We start from the raw sequence: 18,430 nt of genomic DNA, 5'->3' as shown, positions 1-18,430 counted from the left end.
AGGCTGATGCTTCTTTTATCACTATAAATTTATACCGGTAAAAGAAGTATGCCTGTTTTCATATCAGCAAAAAAATTATTTAATCACCCACAATAATCTGATCGTTTTTTATGCCCGCCTGTACGCCCATATATTGCAGCATGGCCAGCAAAGCAGGTGCATCCACATTTCGGGCAATGCGGCCGGTAAACTGCCTTTTGGTAATTTCCCCTTTGTAACTTACCTGCACGTTGTACCACCTGGAAACCTGGCGCATAATTTCCTGTATGCCGGCATCTTTAAACTGAAACATGCCGTTTTTCCAGGCAACAGCATCGTCTAAATCTGCTTCATTATCAATCACTTGCTGTCCGGCTGTGTTTATTAAAGCCTGCTGGCCGGGTTTTAAAATATTGATACTGTTTTTACTGTTTATTTTTATGGCACCTTCCAGCAAAGTGGTTTTTGAGTCTTGCTCATCGGCATAAGCCATCACATTAAAATGCGTTCCGAGCACTTCAATTTTAGCACGTTCTGTTTTCACCTGAAACGGCATCACCGCATTTTTGGCCACTTCAAAATAAGCCTCGCCGGAAACCGAAACCTGCCGCAATTTGCCGGTAAAGCGGGTAGGGAAACTTAATGAGGTAGCTGCATTTAACCAAACCTTGCTTCCGTCTGGCAAAATAATTTGATATTGCCCGCCACGCGGCGTGGTAATGGTATTGATCGAGGGGGGCTGATTGAGATACGGCCGCCCGGCGTTGTACACCAGCAAGCCGTCCTGTGCTTTTTTTATGCGGGTATTTTCCAGGTTGGCAATGGTGCCAACGTGGGCATTGTCCAAAATGATGCTTTTGCCGTTGGCCAGTTTTAAAACCGCTTTGTTGCTGCCCGGCAAAATGTTGTACACGGGTTTGTTTTTAGTTATAAGCGGATGATGTTTGGGTTTTTTAAGACTGAAAAAATGAAGCCCGAAAGCCAGAAAACACACCACTGCGGCTACGGCAAAATAAAGCCGCCGGTTGTTTTTTGTTTGAAAGACCGCTTCCGGCCGGGATAAAATATTGTTGAAGATCTGCTCGCTTTTGGCAGGTTCAAACAGGTCTTTTTCAGATTGAAAATTGTTCCAGGCACTTAATAAAGAGCGGCTTATTCCTTCGTCGTTTTTAGATTGACGGATGAAATCAAACAACTCATCTTTTTCCTGATCGGTTGCCTTTTTGTTCAGATAAACATCCAAAAGGTAATTCAGCCTGAAGTAAAGTTCATCCATATAAAATAATTTGAAAACAGGTTTAATACAGGTTGAAGGACCTTACCCGTAAGACACATTTGAGGAAAAAAAGGGGGTATCGTTTTAAAAAATATTTATCGCCATCATCAGCAAAAGCGGAAGCAAATGCTGTGCAATTAAATAACTGGTGATGGAATGTTTGGCAATTTTTAAATACTTTTTAACAGTTTCTTTGGACAGGTTTAGTTTGGCGGCGATTTCTGCATATTTCAGCCTTTCGTGCCGACTTAGCAGATATATTTTTTGCTGTTGTTTCGGCAGCTGATCAATTGCTTTATCCAGCAGCCAGTAATAATTTCCGGTATCTGTATTTTCTGTAATCGCGTGCTCTATAAACCATTTTTTTTGGTGCAGCCATTCTTTTGATTGCTGGCGTAAGCAGTTTAAAGCATGGTTTTTAGATACTGTAAATAGGTAAGCATTAAAATTTTGTACATTTTCCAGTGCTTTCCGGCTTAACCAAATTTTTAAAAATACATCCTGCACCACTTCTTCGGCCAGTTGTCGGTTTTCGGTGATCCGGTAAATATAAACGCCCAGTTTTTGATGATGCAAATTAAACAGCTTTCGGAAAGCAAACTCATTACCCGCAGCCACAAGCAGGAGCAATTCCTTCTCGTTCTCAAAAGAATAATTGGTCATAAGCACTTAATTGGCGGCGAAAGTTAATTAAAATACTTTCCCTGTTCAAAAAAAAATTTCGCACAACTGGTCTGCGCGTACTTTAATTATAGTGCTGATTAATTTAAGTGTGCTGATCCGGGAAAATAAATATCAAAATGTACTCTACTGTTTTTATAGAGTTTGTATATTTGCGGCAGGTTGACCCAAGGTGTTAAAACATTGACCGTAGCTTTTGCAAAAACTAATCATTCTCAAAAATTTAGGTGATAAAAGAAGCATCAATTCAAATCAACCTGAATTAGTTTTTAAATAATTTATAAAATAGCATGACCACTTTTACTTTTTATCTTCACCCAGCTACCTGCTGCACAACTTTTGCACTTACTGCCGATCTGTTCCTGTCAAAAATTAATTAAGCCACCTAATTTATACCGATAAAAGAAGCATCATATAACTGATGCGGGAATTTAACAAAGGCCTAAAACCATTTTTTAACTATTACTATGTTCAAAAATTACAAACTGTTGCTGGCATTGCTGTTGCCATTATTTTGTACTCAATTTGCTGGCGCACAAGCTATCCGGGTAAGCGGTGTGGTTACGGCCCGGTCTGACGGCAAAACACTGCCCGGTGTAAGCATCCTTGTTGCCGGCACTACGGCCGGGACACAGTCCGATGCAAACGGAAAGTTTTCTGTTACAGCAAAGGCAAATGATGTATTACAGGTTACTTACATCGGTTTCAAAACTCAAAACATCACCGTTAAACAAAGCGAAACCAACCTGCAGATTATTTTGGAGGACGCGGTCAACACGCTAAACGAGGTTGTGGTAACGGCTTTAAACATCTCAAAAGATAAAAAGTCTTTGGGCTATGCGGTGCAGGCTTTAAAAGCGAAAGACATTTCCGAAGCAAAAGAAACCAACCTGGTTAATGCGCTGGCCGGTAAAATTTCCGGTGTGCAGGTAACTAATAGTCAGGGTGATATGGGTTCATCGCGTATTGTAATCCGTGGCGAAACCTCTATTTCCGGCAACAACCAGCCGCTTTTTGTGGTAGATGGTATTATTGTGGATAACTCACAATTTTTGGGCACAAGCGGTTCGAGGGATTTTTCTAATGCCATATCAGATCTGAATTCGGAAGATATAGCATCCGTTACGGTATTAAAAGGGCCGAATGCCGCTGCTTTGTACGGTTATCGGGCTGCAAATGGCGTTATTCTGATCAAAACAAAAACCGGAAGGTCATCAAAAGGATTAGGGATCACCTTGAATTCAAATACCAGTTTTTCAAATCTGCTTGCCTTGCCCAAATATCAAAACGAATATGGACAAGGTTCTAACGGTAAGTTTAGTTATGTAGATGGCAAAGGCGGCGGCATCAATGATGGCGTGGACGAAAGCTGGGGACCGGCACTGGATGGTTCGCTGATACCGCAATTTTATTCTAACGGACAAGCGGTGCCTTTTGTGGCGCATCCAAATAATGTGCGCAATTTTTTCAGAACAGGGGTAACGTTGAACAATGGAGTTGCTTTGTCAGGCAATGGCGATAAATATGATTTCCGGATATCGTACAACAACCTGCACCAAAGCGGAGTGGTGCCAAATTCATCTCAAAACAGAAGTTCTTTTTTGTTGAACAGCAGTTTTAAACTCAACCCAAAATTAACGCTGACCACCATTGCCAATTACATAAAAGATGATGCGCCAAACTTGCCGGGCGCAGGCGGCAGGCGGGCAACCAGTACCATGCTGCAGTTTACGTGGTTTGGCCGCCAGGTGGATATCAATCAATTAAAAAACTACCGCGACGCCAACGGAAACACATTTAACTGGAACAACAGCTATTACAGCAATCCGTATTTTCTGGCTTACGAAAACACGGCCAATCAAACCAAAAACCGGTTGATCGGAAGTGTAGAACTGAATTATAAGATTATTGATGGTTTATCGGCCAACTTCCGCATCGGCACTGATTATTATAATGATCGCCGTAAACTCAAAATAGCCTACGGCACAAGCGGAACGCCATTTGGCTCTTATGAAGAAGATGCTTATACCGTTAATGAAACCAACACAGAAGCACGGCTTCAATACACCAAAAAGCTGAACAAAGATTTTTCGCTTGATTTACTGGCCGGCGGTAACATCAGTTCAATCTTAAACGAACGGAATGATCAGGTTGCACCAAAACTGGCGGTTGCGGGTTTATACACGTTAAGCAATTCGCGCGATCCGCTAATATCGCTTAATGAATACGGCAAGCTGCAAACCAATAGTTTGTTTGCTTCGGCACAAGTTGGTTTCCGTAATTATGCGTTTATCAATTTAACCAGCCGTAACGATTGGTCCTCAACGTTGCCGGCAGCAAACCTGTCCTATTTTTACCCTTCGGTAAACGGCAGTTTGGTGCTTTCTGATGCGCTGGATTTTAAAAGTGATGCGATCAGCTACGTTAAATTAAGAGGCGGATGGTCTCAGGTAGGTAAAGCAACTATGCCTTACCAATTAATTACTACTTACAATTTTACAGCACCGTTTAATGCTAACCCGCAGCAAAGTATCAACAGCATCCAGCTTAACCCAAACTTAAAACCGGAAACAACAACTTCCGGCGAAGCGGGTTTTGAACTTGGTTTTTTTCAGGACAGGATCCACCTGGATGCAAGTGTTTACAATACAAACAGCATCAACCAGATATTGAATGTAGATGTAAGCCCAACAACCGGTTACAGCCAAAAGCTGATCAACGGTGGTAAAATTAACAACAAAGGGTTGGAAGTACAGTTAGGCATTACGCCAATCAAAGCCAAAAACTTTACCTGGGATATCACAACCAATTATTCGATGAACCGCAGCAAAGTGATTTCGCTTTATGCAGAAGGTAATTTGCAGAGTTTCATTTTAGGGACCGATCGTACGGTGCAGGTGCTGGCAGCTTTAGGCCAGCCTTACGGTACACTTTTTGGCACAACTTATACCCGTAATGCTGCCGGGCAAATTATCATTGGCGCTAATGGCACACCGGTAATTAACAATACAAAACAATATCTGGGCAAATACACACCAAACTGGCAGGGCAGCATCAACAACAGTTTTAGTTATAAAAGCTTGTCGCTTAGTTTTTTGGTTGATGTTAGAGCAGGAGGCTCTATCTACTCAAATACCAATCGCACAGGTACTTATACCGGTGTTTTGGCTTCTACTCTGCCAGGCCGGGGCACTGCAAACGGCGGACTGAGTTATTATTATCCAGGCAATGTAGGTTCGGCCACGGCAGTTCAGGTAAGTAATGGTGCTGCTGCGCCAAATGGGGAAACCGTTTATCACGACGGGATGGTTTTTGATGGTGTAAAAGCCGATGGCAGCAAAAATACCACCATTTTGCCTGCACAATCTTACTATAAAGGTTTTACCAATGTGGATGAAGCATTTGTGTACAATGCTTCCTACGTAAAACTTCGTGAAGTTAAGCTGGGCTACACCATCCCTGCACGCTGGGCAAAAATTGCCGGGATGCAGGCTGCAACCCTATCTGTTGTAGGCCGGAATTTGTGGATTATCCATAAAAACGTTCCGAATATTGATCCGGAAACAGCTTTCAACACCGGCAACGGCCAGGGTCTGGAAGACCTTACGCTGCCAACTGTACGTAATATTGGTTTTAACCTCAACCTTAGATTTTAACAATCATGAAACTTAAATATACTGCCATACTGTTTTTAGCCACCTTTTTTTGGGCAGTTTCATCCTGCAAAAAAGATTTGGTCAACCTTAACCAAAACCCAACTGCCGCACAAAACGCCCAGCCGGATTATTTGCTTACCGGCGCAACCAAACTTACCGCTGATACCTATTGGGGCACCGCAAATAATATGGACGCCAGTTTGCTTTTTGTGCAGCATTGGGCCAAAATCCAGTACACCGATCCGGACAGGTACATTTATACAAACAGTGCTTTTCAGGAATTGTGGACAGTTGGTTATTCCAAAAGCATCATCAACCTGAACCAGATTATCCAACTGGCAAATGCGCAGGCAAACCCAAATTATAAAGGTGTGGCATTGGTGCTGCGTTCGTGGGTTTTTTTATTGCTTACGGATGCTTATGGTGATATACCTTATAAGCAATCAGCAGCAATAGATCAGTATTTAACACCGGTTTATGATGCGCAAAAAGATGTTTATTTTGCTTTGCTGGACGATTTGAAAACTGCCCAAACAGCACTTGACCCTGCAGGAAAACCGATTGGGGGCGATATCATTTATAACAATAACATTTCACTCTGGAAAAAATTTGCCAACTCGCTGCGCCTACGTATTGCATTGCGCATTGCTGATCGGGAACCGGCAAAAAGCAAGCAGGTCTTGGCCGATATCCAAACAGAAGGCGGTACATATATCAGCTCCAATGCAGAAATTGCGCAATTGGTTTACCAAACTTCGCCAAATCAAAACCCGATCAGCAATTTGTTTGATACGCGTGATGATTACCGCATCAGCAAAACCATGGTTGATCAACTTTTTGCTTTAAATGATCCGCGCCTGCCCATCTACGCCAGCAAAACACAAGTGGCCACACCGCAAACGTACGTAGGCCTGCCGAATGGGCTGCTGGTTGGTGATGCCAGTAATTTTGGGTTGACCAAAACTTCAAAGCCGGGCACGTACTTTTTGGCACCGCAGGCACCGGCCGTAATCATGAGTTATGCTGAAGTTTTGTTTGACCGTGCAGAAGCTGCCGCACGTGGTTTTACAACAGAAAACGCAGCCTCACTTTACACGCAGGCCATCGGCGCATCCTTAAAACAATATGGTATTGCAGATGCTGATGCGGCCATTTACACCGCTCTTCCGGCAGTACAGTATGATGCGGCAAACTTCAAAAAATCCATTGGCAACCAAAAGTGGATTGCCCTTTTCGGACAAGGTTTAGAAGCTTTTGCCGAATGGCGGCGCCTGGATTATCCGCAGTTGCAGCCCGCGGTGGCCGGTGCTTTAAACGGGAAAATCCCTGTCCGCTTTATCTATCCCGGCACAGAACAAGCCCTGAACGGCATTAATTACGCCGCCGCCGTTGCCCGGCAGGGGCCCGATGCACTTACTACAAAACTTTGGTTTGATGTATATTGACAACAGGGTATAAACTTTATACCTTGTTTTTTAGGTGATAAAAACAGCATTGAGTTGCAATACTGTTTTTATCACCCCAAAATCCTATTAACTTTTTTGTAAAGCCACAAATAGCCTCAAATTTTCTACAAATACAATCAATTGTTGCCTGGCATTCAGCACAAAAAGCAATTTATTTAATTTAGCACAGGTTATAACCACCTTTAAAACTAAATCCTTAACTAAATCTGCTTTAATGAACACCGGAAAATTTTTACGTTTTACATTTTTGATGATTTTGCCTTCTCTGGCATTTTCGCAGCAATGGGAGCCGAAACAGGCAAAATTGATGACAGAGTACGCTAAAAACGTATCGCCAAAAAATGTATTGCCCGAATATCCGCGGCCGCAAATGGTGCGCTCAAAATGGCTGAACTTAAATGGTTTGTGGGAATATCAGCCCGGGACTTCGGCACAGGAAACTATGCCAAAAGGCAAATTAGCAAGTTCCATTTTAGTGCCTTTCGCGGTAGAATCTGCACTTTCCGGGGTGATGGAACAGCACGACCGGATTTGGTATCGTCGTAAATTTACCGTTCCGGCTTCCTGGAAGGGCGAAAAGATTTTGCTGCATTTTGGCGCAGTGGATTATGAATCCGAAGTGTTTATCAACGGCAAAAGCATGGGCATACATACCGGCGGTTATGATCCGTTCAGTTTTGATATTACCTCTGCCTTAACCAAAACCGGCGAGCAGGAAATAGCAGTTCGTGTTTTTGACCCGACGGACAATGGCGGACAGCCGCGCGGCAAGCAAACGCTGCATCCGCAAGGCATTATGTACACATCCACCACCGGCATCTGGCAAACCGTTTGGATGGAACCCGTACCAAAAACCAGTATCGAGAATATTAAAATTGTGCCTGATATAGACAAGTCTGTAGTAAAACTGGTGATCACTTCGGCCAATGCTGCCGGTTATCAGGTAAATGTTCAGATAAAAGACGGCGGTTCGGTCATCCAAACCATCACCGGAAAACCGAATACGGAAATCATCGTTCCGGTAAAAAACGCAAAATTATGGTCGCCGGATAGTCCGTTTTTGTACGATATGCAAATTTCCCTGAAAAAAGGAAGTGCCACAACAGATGCCGTTTCCAGCTATTTCGGGATGAGGAAAATTTCTGTGGAGCAGCAGGACGGCTACAAAAAGCTGTTTTTAAACAACAAATTTTTGTTTGAATTAGGCCCGCTTGACCAGGGTTTCTGGCCGGACGGTGTTTATACCGCACCAACTGATGAAGCTTTAAAGTCCGACATCGTGGCCATGAAAAACTTTGGTTTTAACATGGTGCGCAAACACATCAAAGTAGAGCCTTACCGCTGGTATTACTGGGCCGATAAGCTGGGCTTGATGGTTTGGCAGGATATGCCGTCGCCAAATTCTTATACCGAACATGTGCCGCCGGTGGATACGGCCGCTTTTCGCTCGCAGTTGACCAAACTGGTGCAACTGCACTGGAACTCGCCAAGCATCATTATGTGGGTGGTTTTTAATGAAGGCCAGGGGCAGCACAACACGCCGCAATTAGTGAACATGGTGCATCAATTAGATCCTTCGCGGTTGGTCAATCAGGCCAGTGGCGGCGGACATTTTGGGGTAGGGGATGTGTACGATATCCACAGTTACCCGCCGCCGGCCGCACCGCAAAACAACAAAGTGCAAGCGTTGGCTTGTGGCGAATATGGTGGCATTGGTTACATCATCCCGAACCATATCTGGAAATCTGGACCAACTTATATTATGATGGACAACCAGAAAGCATACACCGATCTGTACACCGATTTTGCCAACGATCTGGCTGTTTTTAAAACCAATAATGGTTTAAGTGCGGCAGTTTATACAGAAATTACAGATGTTGAGGTTGAGCTGAACGGCCTGTTGACTTACGATCGTGCGGTGGTTAAAGGTCCGGCAGAGACCATTCGTGCCGCTAACAATACAGCCATCAACAAAAATCTGTACCTCACGGAAGTGCTGCCAACATCAGAAAAAAATGCACGCAACTGGAAATATTCCTTAACAAAACCAGATTCTGCCAGTTGGTTTAAACCCGGCTTTGATGATGGCAACTGGCAAAATGGACAGGCTGGTTTTGGTTCTGCAGGAACACCGGGAGCAATAATAAAAACCAATTGGACTTCGCACGATATCTGGATCAGGCAGGAATTTACAATGGGCGATCTTTCTAAAATCAAAGATAACCTGGTTTTAAGTGTTAGCCATGATGATCGCGCAGTGGTGTATATCAATGGTGTTAAAGCGGCTGATCTGGGTGGCGCAACATCCGGTTATGCTATTTCACAAATTACCCAGGCCGCTAAGAATGCGCTGATCCCGAATGGAAAAAACATAATTGCCATTCATTGCCATCAGGATGGCGGAGGTCAGTATATTGATGCCGGTATTTCGGTGATGAGCAGCACAAAACCATAGTCCCGTTTCTATATGCTTCTTTTACCTGCCTAAATTTAGGCAGGTAAAAGAAGCATTATTATTTTCTGGTTTTAATTTTTTGGGAAGCAAATATTGCCAGTTGATTTCCTTCGGTAAGGCCGTTTTCAATCGAATTCATATAATGGATGCCGCCGTAAAACCGGCTAATGGCAGCTTCTCTGGCCGCAATTTCAAACGATTTAAAATGGCGTACCGGCACGCCAAATGGCACTTCCGTATCATCGGCAAAACTAAAATTATCACCGAACAACTTCGTCAGCATCACCGCCGAAGCCATAGAAATAACACTGTGCCCGCTGGTATATTCGGGGAAAGGCGGCGTTTGCAGCAGCGGCATCCAGTTTTGATCCATGTACTGGTTGATATACGTTTCCGGCCGGATCACTTTGCTGCGGTATTTTTCGTCCCAGCAGCTGATAAAAGCATCTGCAATAACCACTGATAAACAGGCGTAAGTTTCAGCGGTTTTAATATAATCAGCGTGTGTTTTTTTACACGCCAGCGCACCGATATTGATCCAGTGGCCACCCGGCGATAGTTTTTTGATCGCAAACATGGTGTGCCCGTTGGTGTTCATTGTAAATGGGTTACACTCCCAAAAATCAGCAATTTGTTTGTTTTCTGCAGAAATATTCGTTCCGGCGTCATGTACGGCTTTGGCCATTTTATAAAACTCGCTGTTTGGTTTTGATGAAAAGGCTATCGCTGGCAAAGGTTTAAACTGCCCCGCAGAATCTATCACAAATGGCCGGATTTTGTTCCAGTTCGGTTCAACTGCCTTAAAATAAGCGGGCGGAGTTGGTTTCCATGATCCCTCATCTGTCATCACGTTATATTTAGACAGCGAGCGCGTTTGTTTATAATGATCTTCTGCAGCCCAGCCCAATACTGTTTTTGCCACCAGATTTCCGTAAGCCACCGAGTTTTCAAAAACTTCGTCCGGCATTCCGGTCTCCTTAAATTCGGCCATCATTTTAGTGTGAAAAGCCTCAATACGTCCTTCAGAATTGACCAGTTTTTTACCAACCGATAAAATTGCCTGCACTGCTGCCAGATTAAAACAGTATTTTTTATGCGGATCAGGTTTAGGCAGGTTCTTCAATCCGTTTAATTGCCCGGCAAGCGAAAGATATTTTGGGTTCCCGTTGATTGCCGCTTCATAACCCGCCACGCTGATGTATGCGTAAACACGACTGGCAACCGGCGGCGAGTAAATATCAAACAACATTACATCGGTTACTTCATTGATGGAGCGGTGAATGTAATCCGGGTTTTCAGACAGTTTTTTCCAGTTTTGGTTGCTCTTGCAGGAAGTGAACAGCAGTAAAAACATGCCGTAAAAGAAGCATAATCTAAACATCGTTGGGCAAATACAAATAAAAGGTTATAATATCAGCCAAAATTAATGGATATTCAAACGATAATCATTTGCAAACCGGATGTGATACGATATGGGGAACTTTCGATAGGATTTGCCGAATTTTAATATTCAAAATCTATTTCCTTTACAGGGCTAAAGCTATAAAAGCTTAATGATTTTGCGGATCATTAAAACAATCATCCGGATGCTAAAACCAACAGAACCAACATGTTTACTTCTTTTACCCGGCTAAAATGGCCAATTATTCTTGCCGTTCTTGTACTGACTTCCTGCTCCAAAGAAAAAAATGTAAACACGCTTTTTAAGCTCTTGCCAGAATCGTCAACAAATATCGATTTTAACAACAAAATTACCGAAAGTGACAGTTTAAATATTTTGAACCATCCGTATTTGTACAACGGCGCGGGTGTTGGCATCGGTGATTTTAACCATGACGGATTACCCGATATTTACTTTGCGGGCAACATAGTTTCCAATAAACTGTACCTCAATAAAGGCGGTTTAAAGTTTCAGGATATTACGGATGCTGCAGGCGTTGGTGGCGAAAACCGCTGGAGCACAGGTGTTTCTGTAGTAGATATTAATGCAGATGGCTGGCCTGACATTTATGTTTGTGCTTCTTTTGACCCTGATCCGAACAAACGCCGAAACATGTTATACATCAACCAAAAACTGAATAAAGACGGTGTGCCAACTTTTAAAGAATCAGCCAAAAGCTATGGTTTGGATGATAACGGTTATAGCACGCAGGCCATTTTTTTTGATTATAACAATGACGGTTTGCTGGATGTTTACGTGCTGACCAACGTGCTGGACAAAGGAACGCCGGTTGCTTATCGCCCAAAACTGGCACATGGCGAAGCAGTCAACAATGATCGTTTGTACCGAAACAATGGCAACAACACTTTTACCAATGTAACCAAAGAGGCTGGCATTGTGATGGAAGGTTTTGGCAATTCTGTGGCTGTTACGGATATCAATGCAGATGGCTGGCCGGATATTTATGTTGGCAATGATTTTATTTCCAACGATCTGCTGTACATCAACAATAAAAACGGAACTTTTACCAACCGTGCTGCCGGATATTTTAAACATACGGGCTGGTCTGTGATGGGTTCTGATATGGTGGACATCAATAATGACGGTTTGCAGGATTTGATTTCGTTGGAAATGCTTCCCGAAGAAAACCTACGCAAAAAAACCATGCTGATGGGCGATAATTACATTACTTACATCGACAACAAAAAGTATAACTACGAGCCGCAGTATATCCGCAACGTGCTGCAGTTGAACCAGGGAAAAGCACCGGGCGGAAACACAGAATTTAGCGACATTGCTTACTTGGCGGGCGTTTACCAAACCGATTGGAGCTGGACGCCATTAGTTGCTGATTTTGACAATGATGGCTACCGCGATATGATGATTACCAACGGTTATCCGCGCGATGTAACCGATCTGGACCATGCGCTTTACAGCAATGCGCAGGGCCGTACCGTTAAAGAAAATACATCTTTAGCCAGTGCCGATTCTTTTCCGGTGGTAAAAACAGTAAGTTACGCTTATAAAAATGCTGGCGGTTATACGTTTAAAAACCAATCGGCAGACTGGGGCATTACCAAACCGGCGTTTTCAACCGGCGGGGTTTATGCTGATCTGGACAATGATGGCGATCTGGATTTAGTGATCAACAACATTGATGAAGCTGCTTTTATTTATGAAAATACGCTGAACAACCAGAAAACCGCTCCCAAAAACCACAATTATTTAAGTGTAGCTTTAGAAGGAACGGCTCAAAACACGGCTGGCATCGGTGCTGCAATCCGTATTTATTACGACGGCAAACAACAGTTTTACGAGCAGCAGCCTTGTCGCGGTTATCTCTCTACCGATGATGCAAAAGCGCATTTTGGCTTAGGCTCAGCAACCACAATCGATTCGTTAAGAATCCGCTGGGCTGATGGCAAAACACAGTTGCTGCAAAACATCAAAAGTAACCAAACCTTAAAAATAGCCTATAAAAACAGTATGGGTTCAATCGCTCCGGGCATTCTTACAAAAGTAAACCCGGTTTTTCAATCCATAGCCAAGCAATTGGGTATCAATTATCTACATGAAGAAAAAGATGCAATAGATTACAACATTCAGCCCACTTTGCCGCATAAATTAAGTCAGTTTGGCCCGTCTGTTGCGGTGGGTGATATTGATAACAACGGTTTTGATGATTTTTATATCGGCGGTTCGGCCGGCAATAAAGGTGCTTTTTTTATGCAGGATAAATCCGGCCGGTTCCACATCGATACAAAACGGATTTTGCACGAAGATTTTAAGGAAGAGGAAGATATGGGCGCACTTTTGTTTGATGCGAACAATGACGGTTTTCTGGATTTGTATGTGGTGAGCGGCAGTTATGAGTTTGAAAAAAACCATACTTCGGCACAGGACAGGCTTTACATCAACAATAAAAAAGGACAGTTTGAACGGGATTTTGCAGCCGTACCGATTGAATACGACAACGGATCGTGCGTTAAAGCCGCAGATTTTGATGGCGATGGCGACCTGGATTTGTTTGTTGGCGGAAGATCGGTTTCCGGTGCTTATCCCACTTCGCCCAACAGCCATTTGCTGCGGAACGATGGCGGGAAATTTACGGATGTCACCAAACAGCTTTGTCCCGATTTGCAGCATCCGGGCATGGTAACCGATGCGTTGTGGTCTGATTTTGACAACGATGGCCGGGTTGACCTGATTATTGCAGGCGAATGGATGCCGATTACATTTTTCAGAAATACCGGAAACGGTTTTGTAAAAAGAACTTCCGGTTTGGAACAGCATGTTGGCTGGTGGAACAGTTTGGTTGCCGGGGATTTTAACGGCGACGGAAAAATGGACTATATTGCCGGAAACCTGGGCCAGAACTCTAATTTCAAAGCTTCTTTTACAGAACCGATGACGATTATCGGTAAAGATGTGGACAACAATGGCTCTTTTGACGCCATGATTTTTTGCTACATGAAGGCGGAAGACGGCAGCCGCAAACCTTTCCCGATGCACACGCGCGATGATTTGATCAGTCAGGTGGCCGGTATCCGTAAAAAATATCCAACATACAGCGGTTTCGGCCGCGCCACAATGGATGATTTGTGGAGCAAGGAAGACCGGCAAAACGCAATCATCCTGAAAGCAACCGACATGAACACGAGTTTTATCGAAAACCAGGGAAACGGCAGGTTTGCTATCCGGCCAATGCCAATGGAAACACAAACGGCACCGGTTTACGGCATGGTTGCCCGGGATGTAAACCAGGACGGCGCACTGGATTTGCTGATGGTTGGCAACGATTTCGGCATGGAACCGTTTACCGGTCGGCATGATGCTTTTAACGGGCTTTACTTAAACGGAAACGGCAAAGGTGGTTTTAAAGCAAATACCCTTGCAGGCAGTGGCTTTTTTGTTGGAGGCGATGGAAAAGGTTTGGCTTGCGTTGATGAGGCTAACGGAAATATGCTGTTTTTAGCTACCCAAAATCAGGATAGTTTGAAAGTTTTTGCTGCGAAACCGAAATCAAAAACCAGTTACATCAGCTTAAAACCAACTGATTTTTGTGCGGATGTAATCTATAAAAACAATCGGAAAAAGCATGTGGAATTTTATTACGGCTCTACTTTTTTATCGCAATCTTCCCGTAAGCTGGCTTTGGACAAAGATGCAGAATCGATTTCTATTACAGATTACAAAGGGAATAAACGCAAGGTGAAATAAGTTTTTGAAAATGAATGCTTCTTTTACCGAGTGAAAGTTGGCCTCACCCAAAATCCCTCTCCAAAATAGAGGGACTTTGAAAACTTTGTGCAGCTAAACTCCCGCTCCTTTGGAGAGGGCCGGGGTGAGGCTCACCAATTTTTACCCGATAAAAGAAGCATCAACATCCGGAACAATCAATAACGCAAACCCTAATTATTTTATCCAAACCGTTTGTGTAAACGCACCGTTTGCCGCTGCGTCCCAAACTTCCAAACGCAGCCATTTCCGATTTTTTAAATTGGTGCGAAAATGGAAAGTTTGATTTCCGAAAGCTTTAGTAGCTTTTAAATCGATTTTTTCGCGATAAACCTGTTTGCCATCACCCGAAATAATTTCAGCAAAATTTAGCGGAAACGTCCAGTCAACTTTAAAACTGATTTCGCACATGTCATTGGCCGGAAGTTGAATGGTTTCCCCGGATTGTGCGTGATCAACTGTAAATTCCGGTATCAAAACTTCTCCGGTTGAAGAAAAGAATTTTCCGCTTTGCAGCACATCAAGGATTGGTTGCCAGCCCGAATTGAAACTCGGCAACTTGTTCATTTGCAAATAGTTAACATTTACGTGGGCATACATTTCATTCTCCGGCTCGATAGAGAAAAGATCAGATTCGGCCAGCACTTTTTTATGCAAACCCCAGTTGTTCATGTCATCCATCAAATCAAGCACCCGTTTTCCTAATCTTGGTTGCGAAAGATCGGCCGGCAAAGCTTTCCAGGCGGCACCCAAAAAACGGTCGGATTTGTAAAAAGCTTCTTCTTTATATGCATCAGGGAAACCGGTAGAACCTTTTGTTCGTGCATGTGCCGTCCAGGCCAGTCCGTTTTCAGCTTTTAATAAATTTAACATGTCTTCTTTGCTGCCGATGTGATATATTTTTCCGTGTTCCTGATCGGTAGTTATAAAAGGTACACCGGCTTTTCTCGACATGATCCAGTAAACCGGTTTCGGAAAAAACTCCAGCCAATGGCCGCCAAAAAATTCGTTCGGTTCTTCTCCGGGAAGCAACAGGAAATTTGCCGAGGACAAGCGTCTGCATTGCTCAAACAGCGTTTTCAACTCTAATAAACGCTGTTCGTCCGGTCCGCGCGGATGGCCTGTTCCGTGAAACTCGGCCAGGTGAACAATATTCACCCCTAATTTTTCAAATACCTTAATAAAAGAAGGCGTATCCAGCACAGGTTTACCGGCAAGTACGACACGCGAAATAAACTCGTTATGAAAATGACTCGACATGGTTTTGTATCCTGCCAGCGGTTTATAGCTATCGTTGTGCGTGTATTTTTTTACATCAGTCAGCAGGTTGGTTGCATTGCCGGTATTTAAAAGGCAGAAAAAGTTTAAACGTTGCTGCGTTCCCGGCGGCGAATTGAACCAGGGAACATAACGGTTATCGCCATACAAATCCTGCCGGATGCCAAAACCAAAGCCCGGCAGCATTTTACGATAATTGCTGCCGTACCACACAAACTTCAGGTTAAAAGCTTCGTCCAACGGATAAAAATACTGGTGCGGTGCCGGGAAAATGGCCAAACTGCCGGTTGGGTTTTGGGCGATGATCGTTCGGTATTTAACAGCTATATTTTGGGCAGTATCCGCAAGTTTGGGATTATAGGCCTGCATTTTATCATAAATATCACTCCAGGAAATATTTTTTGCTGGCTGCTGCGTGCTGACCAAACCGGCATCATACAAAATCGCTGTAGAATCAATTTGGGTAGAAATAACTGCTGCGACATTAAAAAGCGGCTGCCCATTGTATAAAGTGATCTCTAATTTCCCTTTAAAGTTTGGTGCTTCAAGTCCATTTATGCTGATTACTGTGCGCGAGCCGGAAGTGCTTACGCTTGCGGTTTTCTTGTTAAAATTGATTTTATAAGATTGATGCGGCTTTAAAGGCACTCTGTCAAAAAAAATGTTCCAGCCGTTTTGCGAAATTAGGTCGCGCTTGCCTTTGGTCAAAATAAATTCCGGGTCGGTGTTTTCGATAATCATATGGTAAGCACCTTCTTTCCCAAGCTGAATGCTGCTAAATAAAGGTTTCCCATTCTGCATGTTCAACAACAATCGGCCATTTCCGGTATTTCCTGCCGGCCAGGTAACAGCAAGGCCATCACGGTTAGATACTATTTTTACGCCTGAATTTTGGTTATACCCTTTACGGTCAACAGGAAATAATTGTGCTTTTGCTGAAAAAGAACAAACTGAAAATAAGAAGAACAGGCCATATCTTCTGATTAAATTTAAGCCTGATATTGCCTGTTCCATATTCAAAATTTTTAAGGGTTTGTATAATTTTGGTTTACAATTTTACGATGCTTCTTTTATCACCTAAAATTTTGCTTTTGTAATAACTGTTGACAGAAAACCTATCATAAACCACCAAATTTTAGGTGATAAAAGAAGTATATAAATAAGCTTAAAATCAAAAAAAGCAGGTGCTAATAATTTATGCTTTACCTTTACTTATTTCGACAAAAACTTGTAGCAGCTTTCGGTTTTGTAAGTTTGCCCGGGTTTTAAAACAGTTGAAGGGAACTGCGGCTGGTTGGGCGAATCCGGAAAATGCTGGGTTTCCATGGCAAAAGCCGTGCGGTAATCGTCTTTTTTTCCGGCTTTCATGCTGTTTTTACTGTGCATAAAATTGCCGCTGTAAAATTGAAGGCCTGGTTCTTCCGTATAAACTTCCATCACAATGCCGCTTTTGTCGCCTTTTACTGTAGCCACCGGCGTGTTCATGCCGTGTTTGTTCAAAACAAAATTATGGTCGTAGCCTTTTCCGTTTTTCAATTGTTCGTTGTTGTCGTTCACGCGTGCACCAATGGTGGCTGGTTTTTTAAAATCGAAAGGTGTACCGTTTACCCTTTCAATTTTTCCGGATGGGATCAGCGTACTGTCAACCGGCGTGTAGTTATCCGCGTTGATTTGTACCTGATGGTTTAAAATGCTGCCACTTCCGGAACCGTTCAGGTTGAAAAACGCGTGGTTGGTCAGGTTCACTACGGTAGGTTTATCAGTGGTGGCTACGTAATTGATCTTTAGGCAATTATCGCCGGTTAAAGCATAAGTTACTTTGACGTTCAAATTGCCCGGGAAACCTTCTTCCATATCTTTGGAAACATAGGTTAACTGCAACGTGGTATCGTTGATTTGCTTGGCATCCCAAACCACATCCTGATAACCTTTTTTACCGCCGTGCAAAGTATTCGGCCCGTTATTTTTAAAAAGCGTGTATTCTTTGCCGTCCAATTTAAACTTGCCGTTTGCAATCCGGTTGCCGTAGCGGCCGATGGTTGCACCAAAATAAGGTTCGGTAGAATGCTGGTAACCGTCCACGCTATCAAAACCGTCAACCACGTCCGTCATTTTCCCGTTTTTGTCAGGTACAAATAAACTTACCAGCCTGCCGCCATAATTGGTGATGGCTGCTTCCATACCATTCTTGTTTTTTAACACATACAAATCGATTTTTTTATTGTCGATTGTTTTTTCAAAAGCAATTTTAGCTGGCAAAACCGTTTGCTGCATATTATCAGCAGTTTGGGCAGTTGTTTGTTTGTTGGAGGTATTGTTGCAAGCTGTAAAGGCCAGGACCGAAGCTGTTGACAAGGCCAGCAGATAATTTGTTTTCATTTTTTTAGGGATAAGGTCAATAGCTGTTTTAGTTGATAGATTTTTTTAGTTAAAGCGGTATTCATGCTTCTTTTATCGCAT

Annotated in this window: 9 protein-coding genes; 4 read left to right on the top strand and 5 right to left on the bottom strand. The window is 43.2% G+C overall.

What is annotated here, in order from left to right; genetic code table 11:
* Window positions 1–79: 79 nt before the first annotated feature.
* Window positions 80–1,255: a FecR family protein gene (locus ACOFKR_RS13475; RefSeq protein ID WP_419801325.1), complete on the bottom strand. Its 1,176-nt coding sequence runs from the start codon at window positions 1,253–1,255 to the stop codon at window positions 80–82.
* Window positions 1,256–1,339: 84 nt separating this feature from the next.
* Window positions 1,340–1,918: an RNA polymerase sigma factor gene (locus tag ACOFKR_RS13470; protein ID WP_419801324.1), complete on the bottom strand. Its 579-nt coding sequence runs from the start codon at window positions 1,916–1,918 to the stop codon at window positions 1,340–1,342.
* 485 nt (window positions 1,919–2,403) lie between these two features.
* On the opposite strand from ACOFKR_RS13470, the gene ACOFKR_RS13465 reads away from it, so the two are divergent.
* The 3 genes from ACOFKR_RS13465 to ACOFKR_RS13455 all read left to right on the top strand — a co-directional run bounded on the left by ACOFKR_RS13465 (window position 2,404) and on the right by ACOFKR_RS13455 (window position 9,513).
* On the top strand, window positions 2,404–5,592 hold the full coding sequence (locus ACOFKR_RS13465) for a SusC/RagA family TonB-linked outer membrane protein (RefSeq protein WP_419801323.1): 3,189 nt from the start codon (window positions 2,404–2,406) through the stop codon (window positions 5,590–5,592).
* A 5-nt stretch (window positions 5,593–5,597) separates the two neighbouring features.
* A complete protein-coding gene (locus tag ACOFKR_RS13460) occupies window positions 5,598–7,037 on the top strand; it encodes a SusD/RagB family nutrient-binding outer membrane lipoprotein (RefSeq protein ID WP_419801322.1) in 1,440 nt (479 codons plus the stop codon).
* A gap of 235 nt (window positions 7,038–7,272) precedes the next feature.
* The gene (locus ACOFKR_RS13455; protein ID WP_419801321.1) at window positions 7,273–9,513 is read left to right on the top strand and encodes a glycoside hydrolase family 2 protein; all 2,241 of its coding nucleotides are present in this window, start codon (window positions 7,273–7,275) and stop codon (window positions 9,511–9,513) included.
* Between the two features lie 58 nt (window positions 9,514–9,571).
* Here the strand turns inward: ACOFKR_RS13455 and ACOFKR_RS13450 are convergent, their stop codons facing one another.
* Window positions 9,572–10,894 carry a vanadium-dependent haloperoxidase gene (locus ACOFKR_RS13450; protein WP_419801320.1) on the bottom strand — a complete coding sequence of 441 codons (1,323 nt, stop codon included), beginning with the start codon at window positions 10,892–10,894 and terminating at the stop codon, window positions 9,572–9,574.
* 228 nt (window positions 10,895–11,122) lie between these two features.
* Here ACOFKR_RS13450 and ACOFKR_RS13445 point away from each other — a divergent pair, with 228 nt between their 5' ends.
* Window positions 11,123–14,674: a VCBS repeat-containing protein gene (locus ACOFKR_RS13445; protein ID WP_419801319.1), complete on the top strand. Its 3,552-nt coding sequence runs from the start codon at window positions 11,123–11,125 to the stop codon at window positions 14,672–14,674.
* Window positions 14,675–14,869: 195 nt separating this feature from the next.
* Here the strand turns inward: ACOFKR_RS13445 and ACOFKR_RS13440 are convergent, their stop codons facing one another.
* Together ACOFKR_RS13440 and ACOFKR_RS13435 are read right to left on the bottom strand one after the other, a co-directional pair.
* Complete coding sequence (locus ACOFKR_RS13440; RefSeq protein ID WP_419801318.1) at window positions 14,870–16,984, bottom strand: hypothetical protein; 2,115 nt, start codon at window positions 16,982–16,984, stop codon at window positions 14,870–14,872.
* A 198-nt stretch (window positions 16,985–17,182) separates the two neighbouring features.
* Complete coding sequence (locus ACOFKR_RS13435) at window positions 17,183–18,349, bottom strand: aldose epimerase family protein (RefSeq protein ID WP_419801317.1); 1,167 nt, start codon at window positions 18,347–18,349, stop codon at window positions 17,183–17,185.
* Window positions 18,350–18,430 lie beyond the last annotated feature (81 nt).

The sequence above is a fragment of the Mucilaginibacter sp. genome (assembly GCF_965201005.1).
In the GTDB taxonomy this organism is placed as follows: Bacteria; Bacteroidota; Bacteroidia; order Sphingobacteriales; family Sphingobacteriaceae; genus Mucilaginibacter_A.
Note: the sequence above shows the minus strand (reverse complement) of the source record. Positions and strands in the feature narration are given on the sequence as shown.

What these genes read in the sequence shown, in the direction of transcription:
- ACOFKR_RS13460 (WP_419801322.1), top strand. Translation starts at nt 5,598, where the DNA reads ATGAAACTTAAATATACTGCCATACTGTTTTTAGCCACCTTTTTTTGG.
- ACOFKR_RS13475 (WP_419801325.1), bottom strand. Translation starts at nt 1,255, where the DNA reads ATGGATGAACTTTACTTCAGGCTGAATTACCTTTTGGATGTTTATCTG.
- ACOFKR_RS13470 (WP_419801324.1), bottom strand. Translation starts at nt 1,918, where the DNA reads ATGACCAATTATTCTTTTGAGAACGAGAAGGAATTGCTCCTGCTTGTG.
- ACOFKR_RS13455 (WP_419801321.1), top strand. Translation starts at nt 7,273, where the DNA reads ATGAACACCGGAAAATTTTTACGTTTTACATTTTTGATGATTTTGCCT.
- ACOFKR_RS13450 (WP_419801320.1), bottom strand. Translation starts at nt 10,894, where the DNA reads ATGTTTAGATTATGCTTCTTTTACGGCATGTTTTTACTGCTGTTCACT.
- ACOFKR_RS13465 (WP_419801323.1), top strand. Translation starts at nt 2,404, where the DNA reads ATGTTCAAAAATTACAAACTGTTGCTGGCATTGCTGTTGCCATTATTT.
- ACOFKR_RS13445 (WP_419801319.1), top strand. Translation starts at nt 11,123, where the DNA reads ATGTTTACTTCTTTTACCCGGCTAAAATGGCCAATTATTCTTGCCGTT.
- ACOFKR_RS13440 (WP_419801318.1), bottom strand. Translation starts at nt 16,984, where the DNA reads ATGGAACAGGCAATATCAGGCTTAAATTTAATCAGAAGATATGGCCTG.
- ACOFKR_RS13435 (WP_419801317.1), bottom strand. Translation starts at nt 18,349, where the DNA reads ATGAAAACAAATTATCTGCTGGCCTTGTCAACAGCTTCGGTCCTGGCC.